Source organism: Micromonospora sp. CA-249363, assembly GCF_050950185.1.
GTDB lineage: Bacteria > Actinomycetota > Actinomycetes > Mycobacteriales > Micromonosporaceae > Micromonospora.
On sequence record NZ_CP192020.1, the window covers coordinates 4018227 to 4034492 of the forward strand.

At 71.4% G+C, this 16266-nt stretch carries 16 protein-coding genes; 7 read left to right on the forward strand and 9 right to left on the reverse strand.

Going from position 1 to position 16266, the window contains the following annotated elements; genetic code table 11:
* Entirely contained in the window at nucleotides 1-372 is a 372-nt protein-coding gene (locus ACQPZK_RS18355; protein WP_396803249.1) for an ArsR/SmtB family transcription factor, read from the forward strand.
* Nucleotides 373-407: 35 nt separating this feature from the next.
* Here the strand turns inward: ACQPZK_RS18355 and ACQPZK_RS18360 are convergent, their stop codons facing one another.
* Together ACQPZK_RS18360 and ACQPZK_RS18365 are read right to left on the reverse strand one after the other, a co-directional pair.
* Complete coding sequence (locus tag ACQPZK_RS18360) at nucleotides 408-1226, reverse strand: SAM-dependent methyltransferase (protein ID WP_433534152.1); 819 nt, start codon at nucleotides 1224-1226, stop codon at nucleotides 408-410.
* 76 nt (nucleotides 1227-1302) lie between these two features.
* Nucleotides 1303-2295, reverse strand: coding sequence for a PaaX family transcriptional regulator (locus tag ACQPZK_RS18365; protein ID WP_433534153.1), 993 nt, complete (start codon nucleotides 2293-2295; stop codon nucleotides 1303-1305).
* Nucleotides 2296-2574: 279 nt separating this feature from the next.
* Between ACQPZK_RS18365 and ACQPZK_RS18370 the strand changes: the two genes are divergently transcribed.
* Nucleotides 2575-3963 carry an extracellular catalytic domain type 1 short-chain-length polyhydroxyalkanoate depolymerase gene (locus tag ACQPZK_RS18370; protein ID WP_433534154.1) on the forward strand — a complete coding sequence of 463 codons (1389 nt, stop codon included), beginning with the start codon at nucleotides 2575-2577 and terminating at the stop codon, nucleotides 3961-3963.
* A 67-nt stretch (nucleotides 3964-4030) separates the two neighbouring features.
* Here ACQPZK_RS18370 and ACQPZK_RS18375 read toward each other — a convergent pair whose 3' ends face one another.
* Both ACQPZK_RS18375 and ACQPZK_RS18380 read right to left on the reverse strand, forming a co-directional pair.
* Entirely contained in the window at nucleotides 4031-4645 is a 615-nt protein-coding gene (locus ACQPZK_RS18375) for a dihydrofolate reductase family protein (protein ID WP_433534155.1), read from the reverse strand.
* A 204-nt stretch (nucleotides 4646-4849) separates the two neighbouring features.
* The gene (locus ACQPZK_RS18380) at nucleotides 4850-5179 is read right to left on the reverse strand and encodes a hypothetical protein (RefSeq protein WP_433539246.1); all 330 of its coding nucleotides are present in this window, start codon (nucleotides 5177-5179) and stop codon (nucleotides 4850-4852) included.
* A gap of 440 nt (nucleotides 5180-5619) precedes the next feature.
* On the opposite strand from ACQPZK_RS18380, the gene ACQPZK_RS18385 reads away from it, so the two are divergent.
* The gene (locus ACQPZK_RS18385; protein WP_433534156.1) at nucleotides 5620-6423 is read left to right on the forward strand and encodes a helix-turn-helix domain-containing protein; all 804 of its coding nucleotides are present in this window, start codon (nucleotides 5620-5622) and stop codon (nucleotides 6421-6423) included.
* Nucleotides 6414-6611, forward strand: coding sequence for a DUF397 domain-containing protein (locus ACQPZK_RS18390; RefSeq protein WP_433534157.1), 198 nt, complete (start codon nucleotides 6414-6416; stop codon nucleotides 6609-6611). Before ACQPZK_RS18385 ends, ACQPZK_RS18390 begins: the two co-directional genes overlap by 10 nt.
* Nucleotides 6612-6767: 156 nt before the next feature.
* Here the strand turns inward: ACQPZK_RS18390 and katG are convergent, their stop codons facing one another.
* Both katG and ACQPZK_RS18400 read right to left on the reverse strand, forming a co-directional pair.
* Nucleotides 6768-9044: a catalase/peroxidase HPI gene (gene katG / locus ACQPZK_RS18395; RefSeq protein WP_433534158.1), complete on the reverse strand. Its 2277-nt coding sequence runs from the start codon at nucleotides 9042-9044 to the stop codon at nucleotides 6768-6770.
* The gene (locus ACQPZK_RS18400; protein WP_433534159.1) at nucleotides 9041-9493 is read right to left on the reverse strand and encodes a Fur family transcriptional regulator; all 453 of its coding nucleotides are present in this window, start codon (nucleotides 9491-9493) and stop codon (nucleotides 9041-9043) included. The genes katG and ACQPZK_RS18400 overlap by 4 nt, the downstream gene beginning before the upstream one ends.
* A gap of 500 nt (nucleotides 9494-9993) precedes the next feature.
* On the opposite strand from ACQPZK_RS18400, the gene ACQPZK_RS18405 reads away from it, so the two are divergent.
* Nucleotides 9994-11040 (forward strand): glycoside hydrolase family 11 protein, encoded by a 1047-nt coding sequence (locus ACQPZK_RS18405; protein WP_433534160.1) that lies wholly within the window; start codon nucleotides 9994-9996, stop codon nucleotides 11038-11040.
* 68 nt (nucleotides 11041-11108) lie between these two features.
* Here the strand turns inward: ACQPZK_RS18405 and ACQPZK_RS18410 are convergent, their stop codons facing one another.
* From ACQPZK_RS18410 to ACQPZK_RS18420, 3 genes are read right to left on the reverse strand one after another with little or no spacing between them, the layout of a single operon-like run.
* Nucleotides 11109-12848: a multicopper oxidase family protein gene (locus ACQPZK_RS18410; RefSeq protein WP_433534161.1), complete on the reverse strand. Its 1740-nt coding sequence runs from the start codon at nucleotides 12846-12848 to the stop codon at nucleotides 11109-11111.
* Nucleotides 12845-13297: a DUF6220 domain-containing protein gene (locus ACQPZK_RS18415; protein WP_433534162.1), complete on the reverse strand. Its 453-nt coding sequence runs from the start codon at nucleotides 13295-13297 to the stop codon at nucleotides 12845-12847. The genes ACQPZK_RS18410 and ACQPZK_RS18415 overlap by 4 nt, the downstream gene beginning before the upstream one ends.
* Nucleotides 13298-13306: 9 nt before the next feature.
* Nucleotides 13307-14296, reverse strand: a complete 990-nt coding sequence (locus tag ACQPZK_RS18420; protein WP_433534163.1) for a carboxymuconolactone decarboxylase family protein — start codon at nucleotides 14294-14296, stop codon at nucleotides 13307-13309.
* A 144-nt stretch (nucleotides 14297-14440) separates the two neighbouring features.
* On the opposite strand from ACQPZK_RS18420, the gene ACQPZK_RS18425 reads away from it, so the two are divergent.
* Together ACQPZK_RS18425 and ACQPZK_RS18430 are read left to right on the forward strand one after the other, a co-directional pair.
* The gene (locus tag ACQPZK_RS18425; protein ID WP_433534164.1) at nucleotides 14441-15568 is read left to right on the forward strand and encodes a sensor histidine kinase; all 1128 of its coding nucleotides are present in this window, start codon (nucleotides 14441-14443) and stop codon (nucleotides 15566-15568) included.
* Between the two features lie 16 nt (nucleotides 15569-15584).
* A complete protein-coding gene (locus tag ACQPZK_RS18430; RefSeq protein ID WP_433534165.1) occupies nucleotides 15585-16247 on the forward strand; it encodes a response regulator in 663 nt (220 codons plus the stop codon).
* Nucleotides 16248-16266: the final 19 nt, after the last annotated feature.

Genomic DNA, 16266 nt, shown 5'->3' on the forward strand with positions numbered 1-16266 from the left:
ATGACTGTCGTGGGAACTGCCAATACCGCCATGCCTGCCATCTCGCCACTTGCCGGTGAGCCGATCAAACGCGCCGACGCCGAACGGCTCGCGGGGGTGCTGAAGGCGTTCGCCGATCCGGCCCGACTGCGCCTGCTCAGCCTGATCCAGGCCGCCCCGGACGGCGAGGCCTCGGTCACCGACCTCACCGCGCCGCTCAACCTCTCGCAGCCGACCGTGAGCCATCACCTGCGGATCCTCACCGAGGCCGGTCTGATCGAGCGGGAGAAGCGCGGCGTCTGGGCGTACTACCGCATCGTGCCCTCGGCGATCGCGGCGATCGCCGACCTGCTGACCCCGCCCCGGAAGCGGCCGACGAAGAAGACCCGCTGATCGGGTCGTCCCGTCGGCGACGGTGACGGTTGTCGTCAGCGGACGCGGGCGACCGCGCCGTTGAACGACACGTCCTGCACGGACGGACGTGGCTGCGGCGCGTCGTCGGCGTGCCACCGCGCCACCGAGACGATGCCCGGCTCGACGAGGTCCAGCCCGTCCAACAGGGCCGCGAACTGCTCGGTGCTGCGCGCCTGGAAGCGGCCGTCGCGGTTGTTGGCGGCCAGCTCGGCGGTGACCGCGGGCGGCAGATGTTCCCAGGTCACGTGCGAGGCGACCACGTAGCTGCCGGACGGCAGCGCGGCGACGAGCCGATCGAGGATGGCCTTGGGGCCCTCGTCGTCGCGGACGAAGTGCAGGATGGCCACCAGCATCAGCGCGACGGGCCGGGTCAGGTCCAACGTCGCGCGCAGGTCGGGGTGCGCGAGGATCTCGGCCGGCGCACGAAGGTCGGCGTCGAGGTACGCCGTCCGCCCCTCGGGCGCACTGGACAACAGCGCACGGGCGTGGGCGAGGACGATCGGGTCGTTGTCGACGTAGACGACACGAGCCGACGGGTCGACGGCCTGCGCGACCTCGTGGGTGTTGTCGGCGGTCGGGATGCCGGTCCCGATGTCCAGGAACTGCCGGACGCCGCGCTCAGCCAGGAAGCGCACCGCGCGTTGCAGGAACATCCGATTCTCGACCGCGGCGAGCCGGATGGTGGGCATCGCCGCCGCGAGCGCGTCGCCGGACGCCCGGTCGGCGGCGAAGTTGTCCTTGCCGCCCAGCAGATAGTTGTACCTGCGCGCCGGGTGCGCGACCGACGTGTCGATCCGGTCGGTGGCCGCGGGGTGTCCGCCGTGCGAGCTCATCCGGCCTCCCCCTCGCTGCGCGTCCTCCACAAGGTACACACGTCGACGGCGGGGCGGGTGCCCGCCGACTCCGCGCTCAGGAGGCGCAGCCCTGGGCGTCGTCGGCCGTCTCGGCGCCGCGTACCCCGGCGAGGATGTCGGCGGCGGTGTGCGCCCGGATGCCGGACTGCGCCTCCTCGGCGAACCGGGCGACGACCGCTCGGACGTGCCGCTCGGCGGGTGCGGCAAGGCCGTCGTAGATGGTCTCGAAGAGTTCCCGCGCCGGCCGCCTGAGCCATCCGGCCGGCAGCAGGTCCAGGGGCAGCCGCGGGTCGAGGGTGGGAAATCGGCGGAAGGTGTCCATGACCTCGGTACGCGTCCGCACGGCCGTCGCGCCGTCGACGCCTTCGGCCCGCACCGCCGGCACCAGGGGCGTCCACCGTCGGAGGAACTCCTCGTAGTGCCGGCTGATCGCCTCGATGTCCCAGGCGTCGATCGGAGAGCGCTGGGCGATGGCGTCGAGGTCGGCCTGCCGTCCACGGAACACCGTGACGGCACCCGGGGTGAACCGGGCGAGCTGGGCTCTGCCCGGTGGGCTCAGCTCGTACGGCGAGATCCACAGCCCGTCGTACAGGGGCGCGTACCCGAGCCAACGGAGCTGGCCGCGCAGGGCCCGCCGCTGCGCGCCACGGTCCTGGGGCAGGGAGAAGGCGACGATGGTCCAGCAGCCGTCCCACGCGACCACCTCGGTGGTCGCGGCCAGGATCCAACTCCCGCCGCTGGACAGGTTCGCGGCGGCGGCCCGGCTGAGCCGGTAGGAGCTGCGTCGACCCTCCCGGCTGCCCTCCAGCACACCGCGACGGGCCAACCGACTGATCGCGGCGCGCGCGCCGGCCGTACTCACACCGGACTCGGCGAGCAGCGCGACGAGGGCCGCGGACGGGACCCGCGCCCGGGTCCGCAGCGTGTAGTCGGCCAGCAGGGTCACCGCGAGGTCCTGCGGGGAACTGCCGGCCTGCCGTCGGGGCAGTCGCGGCGGCTCGTCCCCCTCGTCGGGATAGATCTCCTCGATCGTGAAGGGGTTTGCCACAGGCGCTCCCGGCTCGACTCAGGGACGGTGCACCGACTGTAGACGGACCGCCCGGACGGCGGTGTCGGCACCATCGCGCTCTGATCGAGATGCATCGATTGACACTTCGGCGACCGCGAGGAACACTATCTGCTACGCGACGCCGTACGCAGCCGGGCACAGGGCGAGCACACGTAGTGGGCGAGGCGCGATCACCACGGGGAGTCGGGCGCACCCGTGACCGCACAGCGCGCGACCCCCCACACCCACCCCGCACAGGTGATCGAAGGAGTCATCCCCGTGAAGATCCGAAGGAAACTGCTGCTCGGCCTGGTCACGTCACTGGTGGCGGCCGGCCTGGTGGCCCCCGCGCTCCAACCCGCGTACGCCGCCTCGCTCACCGAGGTGACCGCGTTCGGCGACAACCCGGGCCGGATGCGCATGCACATCTACGTGCCGGACACCCGTCCGGCCAGGCCGGCGATCGTCGTGGCCATGCACGGCTGCGGGGGGTCGGGCCCCGGCTTCTACTCCGGGAGCGAGTTCGCCGCCCAGGCCGACCGGTACGGGTTCATCGTGATCTACCCGTCGGCGACCCAGCAGGCCGGCTTCGGCAACTGCTTCGACACCTGGTCGGACGCCGCCAAGCGCCGTGGCGGCGGCAGCGACCCGGTGTCGATCATCTCGATGATCCGCTACGCCCAGCAGCAGTACAGCGGTGACCCCGACCGGGTGTACGCCACCGGCAGCTCGTCCGGCGGCATGATGACCAACCACATGCTGGCCCTGTACCCGGACGTCTTCAAGGCCGGCGCGGCGTTCATGGGTGTCCCCTTCAACTGCTTCGCCAACGCGGCGGACTACCCACCCGGAAGCAGCCAGTGCACCGGCGGGAACATGAACCGGACCCCGCAGCAGTGGGGTGACGCGGTGCGCGCGGCGTACCCCGGTTACGCGGGTCCCCGTCCCCGGGTGCAGTTGTGGCACGGCACCAGCGACACGCTCGTTCCGTTCTCGCTGTTGCAGGAGACTATCGAGCAGTGGACCAACGTGTTCGGGCTCAGCCAGACACCCACCTCCACCGACACGCCGCAGACCAACTGGAACCGCCGCCGGTACGCCGACGCCAACGGAACGGTCCAGATCGAGGCGTACAGCATCCAGGGCGCGGGCCACAGCCTGCCTTCTGGCGGCATGGCCGCCGCCGCCGTCGCGTTCTTCGGGCTGACCGCCCCGCCGAACCCGACCACCCCGCCGCCGAACCCGACCACCCCGCCGCCCAACCCGACCACCCCGCCCCCGAACCCGACGACTCCGCCGCCCAACCCGACCACGCCGCCGCCGAACCCGACGACGCCGCCGCCGAGTTCGGGCGCGTGCCGGGTGGGCGTCGCGATCAACGCCTGGAACAACGGACTGACCGAGAACATCACCATCACCAACACCGGAACCAGTGCCGTCAACGGCTGGTCGCTCGTCTTCACCCTGCCCGGCGGCCAGAGCATCACCTCGGGCTGGAACGCGACCTACTCCCCCACGTCCGGTCAGGTGACGGCCCGCAACGCCTCCTACAACGCCAGCATCCCGCCGAACGGATCGGTGACCGTCGGCTTCCAGGCCACGCACACCGGCAACACCGCCCGGCCGAGTTCGTTCACGCTCAACGGCGCGACCTGCGCGATCGCCTGAGCGACTGCGAGCCGTTCCGACCAGATCGTGCCGGCCCCGTCGCCCACGGCGGCGGGGCCGGCCCGACTCAGTTGCCGGCGGGCACCTGGTCCACGACCTCGTCGTACCCGACCGCGCCGGGCGCCGCGGTCGGCGCGTAGATCACGCGGAGCACGCCGTTCGGGAACGTCTCACTCGCGATGACCCGCAGGTGGTACGGCGTGTCCCCGTCGTCGAAGAGTCGACGACCCTTGCGCGCCGCCACCGGGTGCACCAGCAGACGCAACTCGTCGACCAGTCCGGCGGCGAGCAGCTGCTGGACGACCGAGATCGACCCGGGGATGAGGATGCCCTTGATCCCGGGATCGGCCTTGAGCGCGGCGACGGCCTCGGGGAGATCCCCGGCGATGAGCTCGGAGTTGCGCCAGGAGAAGTCCAGCGGCTGGCGGGAGACGACGACCTTGCGGATGTCACCGAGCTGCTTGGCGAACCCGGCGTCCTCGCCGCCCGCGGCCTCCCGGTCGGGCCAGGCCCCGGCGAAGCTGTCATAGGTCGGCCGGGCGATGAGCAACACGTCGGACGTGTCGTAATCCTCGGTGACGGCGCGGCCCATGTTCTCGTCGAAGTACGGGAAGTGCCAGTCGGGGTCGATCTCGGCGACGCCGTCGGCCGAGATGAACAGCGTGGAGATGACCTTCGCCATCGCGGTGCTCCTTTGCATGAGGTGCGGTCGGGCCCAGAGACGGGCACAGCATCGCAAACCCGTGCGACGGTTACCGCCGTCCGCGCCGAACGCGGACGAGCCCCGGCCATCGGTCTCAGGGGTTCACCGCTCGTCAGGGCAAGAGAAGGCCCGCCCGGGTCACTTCCCCACGGGAAAGAGATCCCAGGGCGGGCGGTCCGGCTGTCACGGAGCCTCGACGATGGGCTTACGGAACGGGCCCCAGCCCACGAACCGGTCGAACAGGGCTCGCGGGCTCGGCCCGTCGTGCGGGTTCAAGTGGTACAGGTCGCGCATCGCCTCGTACAGCAGCCCGGCCAGGTAGATCGACAGGCTCGGCATTGAGTTTTCGTACTCGGCCTTCAACATGAGCCGCGCCGTCGCGCACGGCCACGGCTGTCCGTCGGCGCGGCACGCCCAGTGCGGCCGTAACGGCGTGTGCGGCGGGCCCTGGCGGTGCTGACGCGGACGGTCCGCGACCGGTCCCCGCTCAGGACCTGAAACCTGCGTAGATATCACTTCCGACCCCCGCTCGCCCGGAACTCCTGCGCCGGGGTCAGGTGACCTCTTCGCCCGATCTCGTTTACACGGAACGCCTCGGGGTGCGACGTGACCCAGGCCGGAAGTCACGGGGCAGGCCGCGGGGCAGGGCCACGCACAGGCACTTCCGGAGCGGGTTCGCTGCGCCAGAACGTGAAGCGCACGGTGCCTCCTTCGCGCTGTCGTCGGAGGGGCCGCCCCCGTGTTTTGCTCGCCGGACAGGGGCGGCCCCGGGTACGAACGCGTCCGCCGGGTTCGGGTCCTCCACCGGCCGCGCCGTCTGGTGACACTCTGTTCCGTGACCGCCTAGTGTCGGAAGGTGTTCGACCACGTTGGAGAGACCCTGACGGCCAACGATTGCCCTGGTGAGGGGACTTGGGGGACGCGAGGGACAGAGGTGGGGAGGAGTTGGGGACATGAGCATGACCGCAGCCGAGATTCTGCTCGACGAGTTGCGCCACGCCCGAATGGCACGGGGACTGAATCAAGACGACTTCGGCAGACTCATCAGCTACTCCGGCACCCATGTGAGCGCCGTTGAAACCGGCACGCGCCCGCCGACCAGTGACTACGCGACGGCAATCGACAAGGCGCTGACGACCGGCGGCATGTTCGCGCGGTTGGTAGCGCGGCTGGCGGCGCTCGACACGGCCCCGGTCTGGCTTCGCGAGTGGATCAAGTTCGAGGAACAAGCTCGGGCGTTGCGTTGGTACGAACCGGCCTTCGTGCCGGGTCTGTTACAGACCGAGGCGTACGCACGGGCGACGCTTCAAGCGAGCGGATTGCTGACCACCGAGCAGATATCGCAGCGGGTACGGTCGCGAATGGAGCGGCAGGCAATCCTCACCCGCGACGATCCTCCCCACGTAATGATCGTGCTCGACGTCGCAGTTCTGCGCCGGACGGTGGACGACGACCGCACGCTGATGCGGAAACAGGTCGAGCACCTCGCTGCGGTCGCCGAGCTTCCACACGTCCACATTCATGTCGTGCCGGACGACGCCGGGCTCTACCCTGGCCTACAGGGCGGGTTCATCATCGCCACGATGCCGGATGGCTCTGCCGTCGGGCACACGGACTACCAGGTGCGGTCTCAGACCGTCAGCGGCACGGCCGAGATTGTTACGCTTCAAAAGACGTGGGAAGCGATCCTCCGCGACGCCCTCCCGCGTAGATCCTCCCGAGACGTGATCAAGGAAACGGCGAAGACATGGACATGACCCACGCCCGTTGGCGTAAGTCGACGAAGTCCGGAACGAACGGCGGCAACTGCGTGGAGGTCTCCGACAACCTGCCCGGCGTCGTTGGTGTCCGGGACTCGAAGGACCAGGCAGGTCCCGCGCTGGTCTTCAGCCCGACGGCTTGGCGGGCGTTCGTCGACATGGCGAAGACTTACCCTGCGGCCTGACCAGTACTGCATAGACGCCATCGGTCCGCTGCGGGTTCTAGCGATCCCCGCAACTCCCTGAATTCAGGGAGTTGCGGGGATCGTGGGTTTTACGGACTTGGCGGAAACGCGGACGAGCCCCGGCCGGTGGGCCGGGGCTCGTCGGGGAAAGCGGGATCAGGCGATGTCGAACCGGTCGAGCTCCATGACCTTCGTCCAGGCGGCCACGAAGTCACGCACGAACTTCTCGCGCGCGTCCTGGCTGGCGTAGACCTCGGCGAGGGCGCGCAGCTGGGAGTTGGAGCCGAAGATGAGGTCGACCGCGGTGGCGGTCCACTTCACCTCGTCCGTGGCCAGGTCGCGGATCTCGTACACGTGCTCGTCGGTCTCCGACGCCTTCCACCGGGTGCCCGGGGAGAGCAGGTTGGTGAAGAAGTCACCGGTGAGCACGCCCGGCCGGTCGGTGAGGACGCCGTGCGACGCACCCCCGACGTTGTTCCCGAGGGCGCGCAGGCCGCCGACGAGGACGGTCATCTCCGGCGCGCTCAGGTTCAGCATGTAGGCACGGTCGATGAGCAGCACCTCCGGCTGGGTCTTCTCGCCGGGCCGCAGGTAGTTGCGGAAACCGTCCGCGCGCGGCTCGAGGACCCGGAAGGAGTCGACGTCGGTCTGCTCCTGGGTGGCGTCGGTGCGGCCCGGCCGGAACGGCACGGTCACCTCGACGCCCCCGTCACGCGCCGCCTTCTCGACGGCGGCCGAGCCGGCCAGCACGATCAGGTCGGCGAGCGAGATCTTCGCCCCACCGGCGGCGTTGAACTCCTGCTGGATGCCCTCCAGCGCGCTCAGCACCGTCGCGAGCTGCTCGGGCTGGTTGACCTCCCAGTTGCGCTGCGGCTCCAGGCAGATGCGCGCGCCGTTGGCGCCACCGCGCTTGTCGGTGTTGCGGAAGCTCGCGGCGGAGGCCCAGGCGGTGGAGACCAGCTGCTCGACCGTGAGGCCCGAGCCGAGAACCTTCGCCTTGAGGGCGGCGATGTCGGCGTCACCCACCAGCGCGTGGTCGACGGCCGGCACCGGGTCCTGCCACAGCTGCGGCTCGGCGACCCACGGCCCGAGGAAGCGCTCGATCGGACCCATGTCGCGGTGCAGCAGCTTGTACCAGGCCTTGGCGAAGGCCAGCGCGAACTGGTCGGGGTTCTCCAGGAAACGGCGCGAGATCTTCTCGTACGCCGGGTCGACGCGCAGCGCCAGGTCGGTCGTGAGCATCGTCGGCCGGTACTTCTTCGACGGGTCGAACGGGTCCGGGATGATCTCCTCGGCGTCCTTGGCGACCCACTGCTTCGCGCCACCCGGGCTGGTGGTCAGCTCCCACTCGTAGCCGAACAGGATCTCGAAGAAGCGGTTGCTCCACTGCGTCGGCACGTCGGTCCACGTCACCTCGAGACCGCTGGTGATCGTGTCGGCACCCTTGCCGCTGCCGTGGGTGCTGAGCCAGCCCAGGCCCTGCGCCTCGATCGGAGCGCCCTCGGGCTCCGGGCCCACGTGGTTGTCGGCGACACCGGCGCCGTGGGTCTTGCCGAAGGTGTGGCCACCGGCGATGAGGGCGACGGTCTCCTCGTCGTTCATCGCCATCCGGCCGAAGGTCTCACGGATGAAGTACGCCGCCGCAGCCGGGTCCGCGTTGCCGTTGGGACCCTCCGGGTTGACGTAGATGAGGCCCATCTCGGTCGAACCGACGCCGGCCGCCATCTCCTTCTCGGAGACGTAGCGCTCGTCGCCCAGCCAGGTGTCCTCCGGACCCCAGAAGATCTCCTCGGGCTCCCACACGTCCTCACGGCCGAAGCCGAAGCCGAACGTCTTGAACCCCATCGACTCCAGGGCCACGTTACCGGCGAGCACCAGCAGGTCGGCCCAGGAGATCTGCTGGCCGTACTTCTGCTTGACCGGCCACAGCAGGCGGCGGGCCTTGTCCAGGTTGGCGTTGTCCGGCCAGCTGTTGAGCGGGGCGAACCGCTGACCACCGTCGCCGGCGCCGCCACGGCCGTCCTCGATGCGGTAGGTGCCCGCGGCGTGCCAGCTCATGCGGATCATCAGGCCGCCGTAGTGGCCGAAGTCGGCCGGCCACCAGTCCTGCGAGGTGGTGAGGACCTCGGTGATGTCCCGCTTGAGAGCCTCGACGTCGAGCTTGGCGAACTCCTTGGCGTAGCTGAAGTCCGGCCCGAGCGGGTTGCCCTTGGCCGAGTGGGCGTGCAGCACCGACAGGTCGAGCTGGTTGGGCCACCAGTCCCGGTTGGTGCGCGGGCGACCACCGGTCTTCGGGGTCGGCGAGTCGATCGCCGGGTTCTCGCTCTCGCTGCCGTGCGCGGTCACCGAGTCGTGTGCGACCGGGCAGCCGGCCGCGGCCTTCTGGTCCACGCCCTGCGCGCTGACGGGGGCGTTGTCCTGGGTGTCGCTCATGTACTTCCTTCCGAACTGGCGGATCGCTGGGAGGTGCGGTCGGCCGCGCAGCCGGGGCAGGTGCCCCAGTAGACGACCTCCGCCTCGTCGACCGCGAAGCCGTGGTCGTTCGAGGCGGTGAGACAGGGTGCGTGGCCGACGGCGCACTCGACGTCGGCGATGGCGCCGCAGGAGCGGCACACGACGTGGTGGTGGTTGTCCCCCACCCGCGACTCGTAGCGGGCGGTCGCGCGGGCCGGCTGGATGCGCCGCACCAGACCGGCGTCGGTAAGCGCGCGCAGCACGTCGTACACCGCCTGGTGCGAGATGGCGGGGTGGTCCGCCCGGACCAGCGCGATCACCGTGTCGGTGTCGACGTGGGGGTGATCCCGCAGCACCGCGAGCACGGCCAGCCGGGGTCGCGTCACTCGTAACGAGACCCCTCTCAGCTGCGCTTCGAGGTCGGGCATCACGCGCTGCACACTAGCTCACTTTTTTGGAACGAATCAAGTTTTCACCCTTCCGCGCGTCGGCGTGGCGCACCTTTCACCCCCGGTTCACCCGCCGGCGGCCATCCGACGGTCCGGAAAGTCTCCGGAAGTTCCGCCCGGCATTCGTCGGATGATGCCTCCCGCCGGAGCCGCCACCGCCCTCGCCGCCGCCACCCCTGATCGATAACTGACCTCGAAAGATGCACACCCTTTCGAGCATGGCGGTGGGATGATCGCCGCCGCCGAGCTTCCGGAAAATGTTGACAAGTGGACGACCGGCTCAATACCGTCCCCATCGACGACACTCAATCGCCGTCACCGCCCGCGCCACGACTGCCGCCTCCGGTCGTCGCGCGGACAACCGGTCAAACCACCACCACGCGCTACGGCCGCCGTGGCCGTCACCAGCAACCGACAGCTTCCCGCGTCGTAGCGCACCGCTGGCCCCGCGCCAGCCGTGACGAGGAGGAAACACCTACATGATCGACACCGACCACACTTCCACCGCAGCACCGAGGCGCGGCCGGATACGGCTGCTCCTCGGCGCCGCCTGTGCGGTCGTCCTGGCCGTCACGGGCACGGTCGCGGTCACGGCCACCAGCGCGTACGCCGAGGCCGACCGGACGCTCACGTCGAACCTGACCGGCACGCACAACGGCTACTACTTCTCCTTCTGGAAGGACAGTGGCAACGCCAGCATGACGCTGCGCGAGAACGGCCGGTACTCCAGCAGCTGGGACCGCAGCACCAACAACTGGGTCGGCGGCAAGGGCTGGGCCACCGGGTCGCGGCGGACGATCACCTACTCGGCCAACTACAACCCGGGGAACAACAACACCTACCTCGCCCTGTACGGGTGGACGCGCAACCCGCTCATCGAGTACTACGTCGTGGAGAACTTCGGTAGCTACAACCCGAGCAACGGCGCCACCCGGTTGGGCACGGTCACCACCGACGGCGGCACCTACGACATCCTGCGCAGCCTGCGGACCAACGCCCCGTCGATCGACGGCAACCAGACGTTCTACCAGTACTGGAGCGTCCGCCAGAACAAGCGCTCGAGTGGCACCATCACCACGGCCAACCACTTCGACGCCTGGGCCCGCGCCGGCCTGAACCTCGGCACCAACCACGCGTACCAGATCATGGCGACCGAGGGTTACCAGAGCGCCGGCAGCTCCGACGTCACCGTGTCCGAGGGCAGCGGCGGCAACCCGACCTCCGGACCGACCTCCGGGCCCACCACCGGCAACCCGGGAGGCGGCAACTGCAGCGCGACGCTCTCGGCGGGCCAGCAGTGGGGTGACCGCTTCAACCTGAACGTCGCGGTCAGCGGCACCAACAACTGGGTCGTCAGCCTCAACCTCAACGGCGGTCAGAGCATCCAGAACAGTTGGAACGCGTCCGTCAGCGGCACCAGCGGGACGGTGACCGCCCGACCGAACGGCAACGGCAACAACTTCGGGATCACGATCATGGCCAACGGCAACTGGACCTGGCCGACGGTCAGCTGTCGTACGAGCTGACCCGCGCCGACGCACCACGTCCCGGCCCCCGCCGCCACGCGACGGGGGCCGGGCCCCTGCCCGGGCGCTCAGGAGTACACGAGGTGCAGCATCATCCCGGCGTCGGCGTGCCCCAGGTTGTGGCAGTGGTTGGCCCACATTCCCGGGTTGTCGGCCCGGAACGCCACCTCCCACACCTCACCGGGCCGGACGTCGAACGAGTCCAGCCAGAGCGGGCTTCCGGTGGCCGGCCGCCGGTCGCGGGACAGCACGAGCACGTGATGGCCGTGCAGGTGCCACGGGTGCACGATCTGCGACCGGTTGACGATCGTGAACCGGACGACGTCGCCGGGCCGGACGACCTGCGGCGGGATGTCCGGATCGGATGCCCCGTTGACGGTGTGGGCGTAGCGCGGTAGCAGTCCGCGCAGGTCGAGACCGCGATCGAGGACGAGGGTGAACTCCCTGCCGAACCGGGTCCAGGGCGTCGGGGCCGGTCGGCCGTAGGTGAGCGGGTCCAGTACGGGCCATCCGTCGGTCGCCGTCGACAGCGCGCCGGTCGAGTAGACCAGCCGTCCGTCGACGTACAGCGCCACCGGGGTGGCCGGGGCGCTGAACACCAGGTCGTAGCGACCTCCGGCCGGGATCAGCACGGCGGTGTCCCGCACCGGCGTCGGCCCAGCCAGGTCGTGGCCGTCGATCGCGGCGACCTGGAAATCCGTCCCGGCAAGGGCGTAGCGGTGGGTCGTGCTGTCAGTGTTGATCAGTCGCAGCCGCACCGGAGCGCCGGCCTCGGCGGACTCCACCCGGGCGTCCGGCAGCGGACGACCCGCGAGGGTGTGCACCGGCACGATCACGTCGAGGCCGCTCGTCGGCGCGGGACGCACCACGAGGACGCCGTACAGGCCCATCCGCACGCCGACGTCGGACACCGAGTGGGTGTGGTACCAGTACGTGCCGGCCTGGTCGGCACGGAACCGGTAGACGAACTCCTGTCCCGGCAGCACCGCCGGCTGCGTCACCCCGGGCACCCCGTCCTGACTGTTCGGCACGTCGTACCCGTGCCAGTGCAGGGTGACGCCCCGCCCGATGTCCCGGTTGCGCAGCGTCACCTCCACCACGTCGCCGACGGTGGCGGTCAACTCCGGCCCGGGCACCTGCGCGTCGAACGCCCAGGCCGCGACGTCGTGGCCCCCGACGCGCACCGTGGCGGTGCCGGCGGTCAGGGTGAACCGCCGGGTGGGTTCGTCGGAGATCCGGGCCTGCGGGTACCCGTGGTCGTGCGGTGCGGCGGGCGCCGCGCCCGGGGTGACGGCCAACCCGGTGCCGGCCAGCAGCGCCGCGGCCGCCACCGCGACCGCCGCCCGGGACACCGTCCGGGACGGGCGCGCGTCGAGCAGACGCCACGAGACCGCCGTCGCCGCGACGACCCCGGCGACCGCGAGCAGCCCCGCCGACGCCGACACCGGGTAGCCGTGCAGGACCGTGACGAGCAGGGCGGCGCTCAGGGCGTACCCCGCGAAGAGGAGCGGCACCGCGACGGACCGGATGTCGCCCGCGGCCCGCAGCAGTCGCGGCCCGGCGACGGCGAGGGCCGCGAGCGACAGCGGCGCGGCGACGACGACCTTCTCCGCGGCGAACCACCAGCCGGCCCGGGCGAGCGCGACCACCGTGGTCGCGCGGGCGAGCGTGGCGAGCAGCGCGACGGCGGCCAGCGCGAGGGCGAGGGGCCGACGCCGGGCGGCCGCCGCGACCCCGCCGCCCAGCCATCCGGCGGCGGCCAGGACCGCCAGCAGAAGGTCCGCCGCGAGCAGCGAGGCGGTGGTCATGCCGGCTCTTTCTGGGGTACGACCACAGGCGCGTCGCCCGTCGGCGTCCCGGCGGCCAGCCGGCGTGCTCCCCGCATGACGCCGACCACGACGTGCACCGCGACGATGCCGTTGACCGCGTGCAGCCCGCCGATGATCAGGCCGAACGGCGTGCTGACGCCGACGGCGTCGGTGCCGGCGTTGGCGAGCATGGCGAGCAGCGCCTGCACGACGACCAGGCCCAGCGGGAGGACCGCCAGCCCGACGAGCCGACCGGGTGCCCGGGCCAGCGCGGCGAGCAGGACGGTGAGCAGGGTGAGGATCGGGATGACCGCCATGCCGTTGACGCTGTGCAGGGCATACGCGTCGTCCCCCGCCGGCTTGGTGAACCCGCCGACGGCGGCGAAGACGAACTGGAGGGCGAACGCGGTGAGGAGCAGACCGCTACTGACGACGAATGCCTTTCGCATGCGGGACTCCTAGAGCTGCGCCGAGGTCAACGCCCGGGCGACGTGGTCGGTGGCGGTGATCGCCCCGAAGGCGACGATCCGGACGAGGTCGGCGTCGGCCGGGTGCGACAGCCGCCACAGGGCGACGTCGCCCGGGCTGACCGCGCTGGGCGCGAACGCCGCCAGCAACGCGATCCGCGTGCCGACCCGGTCCCGACCGGGCACGTCCCGGACCAGGTCGACGGCCCAGTCCGCGGGCCGGGTCGGGAACCGGCCGTCCTCCCAGCGCACGGTGGCCGTCACGGTCTGGCGGGCCACGTCCCCCAGCAGCTCGCCGCCCCGGGTGGCCGCGTCCCGCAACGACGCGTACGCGACACCCACCGGGCTGTCCCCCGCCCAGGCGGGCGACGGCGTCGTGCTGGCGTCCAGGAGCCCGAGGCTGCGTCCGGGCGCCTTTTGCTCCCGGGCGGACCTGGCGTACAGCCGGCCGCCGACCGAGCGCACCAGCGGGGCGCGTTGCAGGCCGCCGGGGAGCAGGTCGGGGTCGAGCAGCGCCGAGACGACCCGGTTGACGAAGTGGAACGCGAGCAGGGTGCCGGTGAGCTCGGGGCCGTACGGGCTCGTCCAGTCGCCGGTGCGGGGGCTGCGGCTGGCCTGGGCCCAGCGGGCGAGTTCGGCGTGCCCCGGCTCGGCCGGCGTCCCGCCCCGCGCGACGACCTCGGCCAGCCCGTGCTCGCCCAGGGCGTGCAGCAGCAGCACGTGGGCGTCGAGGCAGAACTGACAGCCGTTGGCCCGGGAGACCACCGCCGCGACGAGTTCGCGGTCGACCCGGGACGTGTCGCCGGCGAGCAGGGCCTCACGCAGCAGCGACCAGGTCGCGGCCAGCACCTCGGGCACGACCGAGAGCGCCTGGAAGGTGGGCAACGGTCCGAGGAAGTCCTCGCGGAGCTGCTGGTAGACCTCCGCGGTGCGTCCGGTCGCCGCCCTCGTGGGGACGGGGGTGAAGAAGCGGTATGTCATGTGCTCGATGCTCGCGGCGACGGCCCGCCACGGCGTCGTGCCGGCGCAGACACTTCGCGCCGCCGAGCTACCACGGTCGCGGTACGCCGGAACTACCGCGCGTGCGGGATGCTCCCGCGAGGACGATCGCTCTACAGTGCGACCATGCGCCGCGACCTGCCGTACGTCCTCAGCGGCCTCACCCTCGGCGGCTTCCTGCTCGGCAACGCCGCGCTCGCGCCGGACGCCGCGACGGTCGGGGCTCTCGACGTCGTCCTGGTCCTCGCCATGGCCGCGGCCCTCGGGGTGTGCCGGCGGCATCCGGTGCTCGCGCTGGGCGTGGTGACCGTCGCCATGCTGGCCCTGCACGTCCGGGTGCACTCCGGGGTGTCCGCCGCCTTCCCCGTCCTCGGCGTCGTCTACGTGACCGCCTGGCGGGGGCACCGGGCGGCGGCCGCTGTGGCCAGCGTCGCCTTCCTCGGTGGCTTCCTGGCCCGCGACGTCTCGGTGGCGCCGGTCGACCGTCCCAACCAGTTGATCGTCGAGCGGACGGCCCTGCTGCTGGGATGGTTCGTGGCGGCGAACGTCGCCGGACTGGTCGGCCGGCAGCGCCGCGCCTACCTGGAGCAGGTCGAGCAGCGGGCCGTCGAGGCCGAACGCACCCGCGAGGAGATGGCGTTGCGGCGCGCCGGCGAGGAGCGGCTGCGCATCGCCCGCGACCTGCACGACTCCCTGACGCACAGCATCTCGGTGATCAAGGTGCAGGCCGGGATCGCCGTGCACCTGGCCCGCAAGCAGGGCGACGAGCCCTCGGCCACGCTACTGGCGATCCAGGAGGCCAGCGCCGCCGCGATGCGCGAACTGCGCACCACCCTCGACGTCCTGCGCGCGCCCGACGACGATCGCGTCGGGCTGGCCCGGGTCGACGAGCTCGCCGAACGGACCCGCGCGGTCGGCGTGCCGGTCCAGGTGAGCATCACCGGCCGGCCACGGCATCTGCCGGACGAGGTCGACCAGGCCGGCTTCCGGGTCGTCCAGGAGGCCCTGACCAACGTGGCCCGGCACGCCGGTCCCGCGACCGCACGTGTCCACGTCGACTACGCCCCGGCCGGGCTGACCGTCGCGGTGAGCGACGACGGGCAGGCGTCGTCGGCCCGTCCCCCGACACCCGGGGTGGGACTGCGCGGCATGCGCGAGCGGGTCACCGGGCTGGGCGGCACACTGTCGGCCACCGCCAACGACGACCACGGGTTCACGGTGCGGGCCACGTTCCCGCTGGACGAGTCGGCATGACCGGGCGGCCGCACCGATGATCCGGGTTCTGCTCGCCGACGACCAGGCGCTGATGCGGGCCGGCTTCCGGGCCCTGCTGGCCGCCGAGGACGACCTGGAGGTCGTGGGCGAGGCCACCGACGGCGCGTCGGCCGTACAGCTCGCCCGACGTCTACGCCCGGATGTCGTGCTGATGGACGTGCAGACGCCCGGACTCGACGGGATCGAGGCGACCCGGCGCATCGCCGCCGATCCCGACCTCGCCGCCACCCGCGTCCTCATCCTCACCAACTACGGGCTCGACTCGTACGTCTTCGCCGCCCTGCGCGCGGGCGCGAGCGGGTTTCTCCTCAAGGACGCCGACCCCGTCGACCTGTTGCAGGCCGTCGCCGTGGTGGCCGGTGGCGACGCGCTGCTCGCGCCGGCCGTGACCCGTACGCTGATCAGCGAGTTCGTGGCGGGGCCACCGCCGGCCGTGCCGACGGCGGGTCGGGACGTGCTGACCGCCCGGGAGCAGGAGATCGTCGAACTGGTCGCCCGGGGGCTGACCAACGACGAGATCGCCCAGCGCATGGTGATCAGCCCGTTGACCGCCAAGACGCACGTGAACCGGGCCATGACCAAGTTGCACTGCCGTGATCGCGCCCAGTTGGTCGTGTGGGCGTACGAGTCGGGACTGATCACGCCGCGCCGCCGGTGACCGTGCCGTCACCGGCGGC

Coding starts and splice junctions, on each gene's coding strand:
- ACQPZK_RS18410 (WP_433534161.1), bottom strand. CDS start 12,848: ATGACCACCGCCTCGCTGCTCGCGGCGGACCTTCTGCTGGCGGTCCTG.
- ACQPZK_RS18390 (WP_433534157.1), top strand. CDS start 6,414: ATGGACATGACCCACGCCCGTTGGCGTAAGTCGACGAAGTCCGGAACG.
- ACQPZK_RS18400 (WP_433534159.1), bottom strand. CDS start 9,493: ATGCCCGACCTCGAAGCGCAGCTGAGAGGGGTCTCGTTACGAGTGACG.
- ACQPZK_RS18385 (WP_433534156.1), top strand. CDS start 5,620: ATGAGCATGACCGCAGCCGAGATTCTGCTCGACGAGTTGCGCCACGCC.
- ACQPZK_RS18425 (WP_433534164.1), top strand. CDS start 14,441: ATGCGCCGCGACCTGCCGTACGTCCTCAGCGGCCTCACCCTCGGCGGC.
- ACQPZK_RS18415 (WP_433534162.1), bottom strand. CDS start 13,297: ATGCGAAAGGCATTCGTCGTCAGTAGCGGTCTGCTCCTCACCGCGTTC.
- ACQPZK_RS18360 (WP_433534152.1), bottom strand. CDS start 1,226: ATGAGCTCGCACGGCGGACACCCCGCGGCCACCGACCGGATCGACACG.
- ACQPZK_RS18375 (WP_433534155.1), bottom strand. CDS start 4,645: ATGGCGAAGGTCATCTCCACGCTGTTCATCTCGGCCGACGGCGTCGCC.
- ACQPZK_RS18430 (WP_433534165.1), top strand. CDS start 15,585: ATGATCCGGGTTCTGCTCGCCGACGACCAGGCGCTGATGCGGGCCGGC.
- ACQPZK_RS18405 (WP_433534160.1), top strand. CDS start 9,994: ATGATCGACACCGACCACACTTCCACCGCAGCACCGAGGCGCGGCCGG.
- katG (WP_433534158.1), bottom strand. CDS start 9,044: ATGAGCGACACCCAGGACAACGCCCCCGTCAGCGCGCAGGGCGTGGAC.
- ACQPZK_RS18355 (WP_396803249.1), top strand. CDS start 1: ATGACTGTCGTGGGAACTGCCAATACCGCCATGCCTGCCATCTCGCCA.
- ACQPZK_RS18420 (WP_433534163.1), bottom strand. CDS start 14,296: ATGACATACCGCTTCTTCACCCCCGTCCCCACGAGGGCGGCGACCGGA.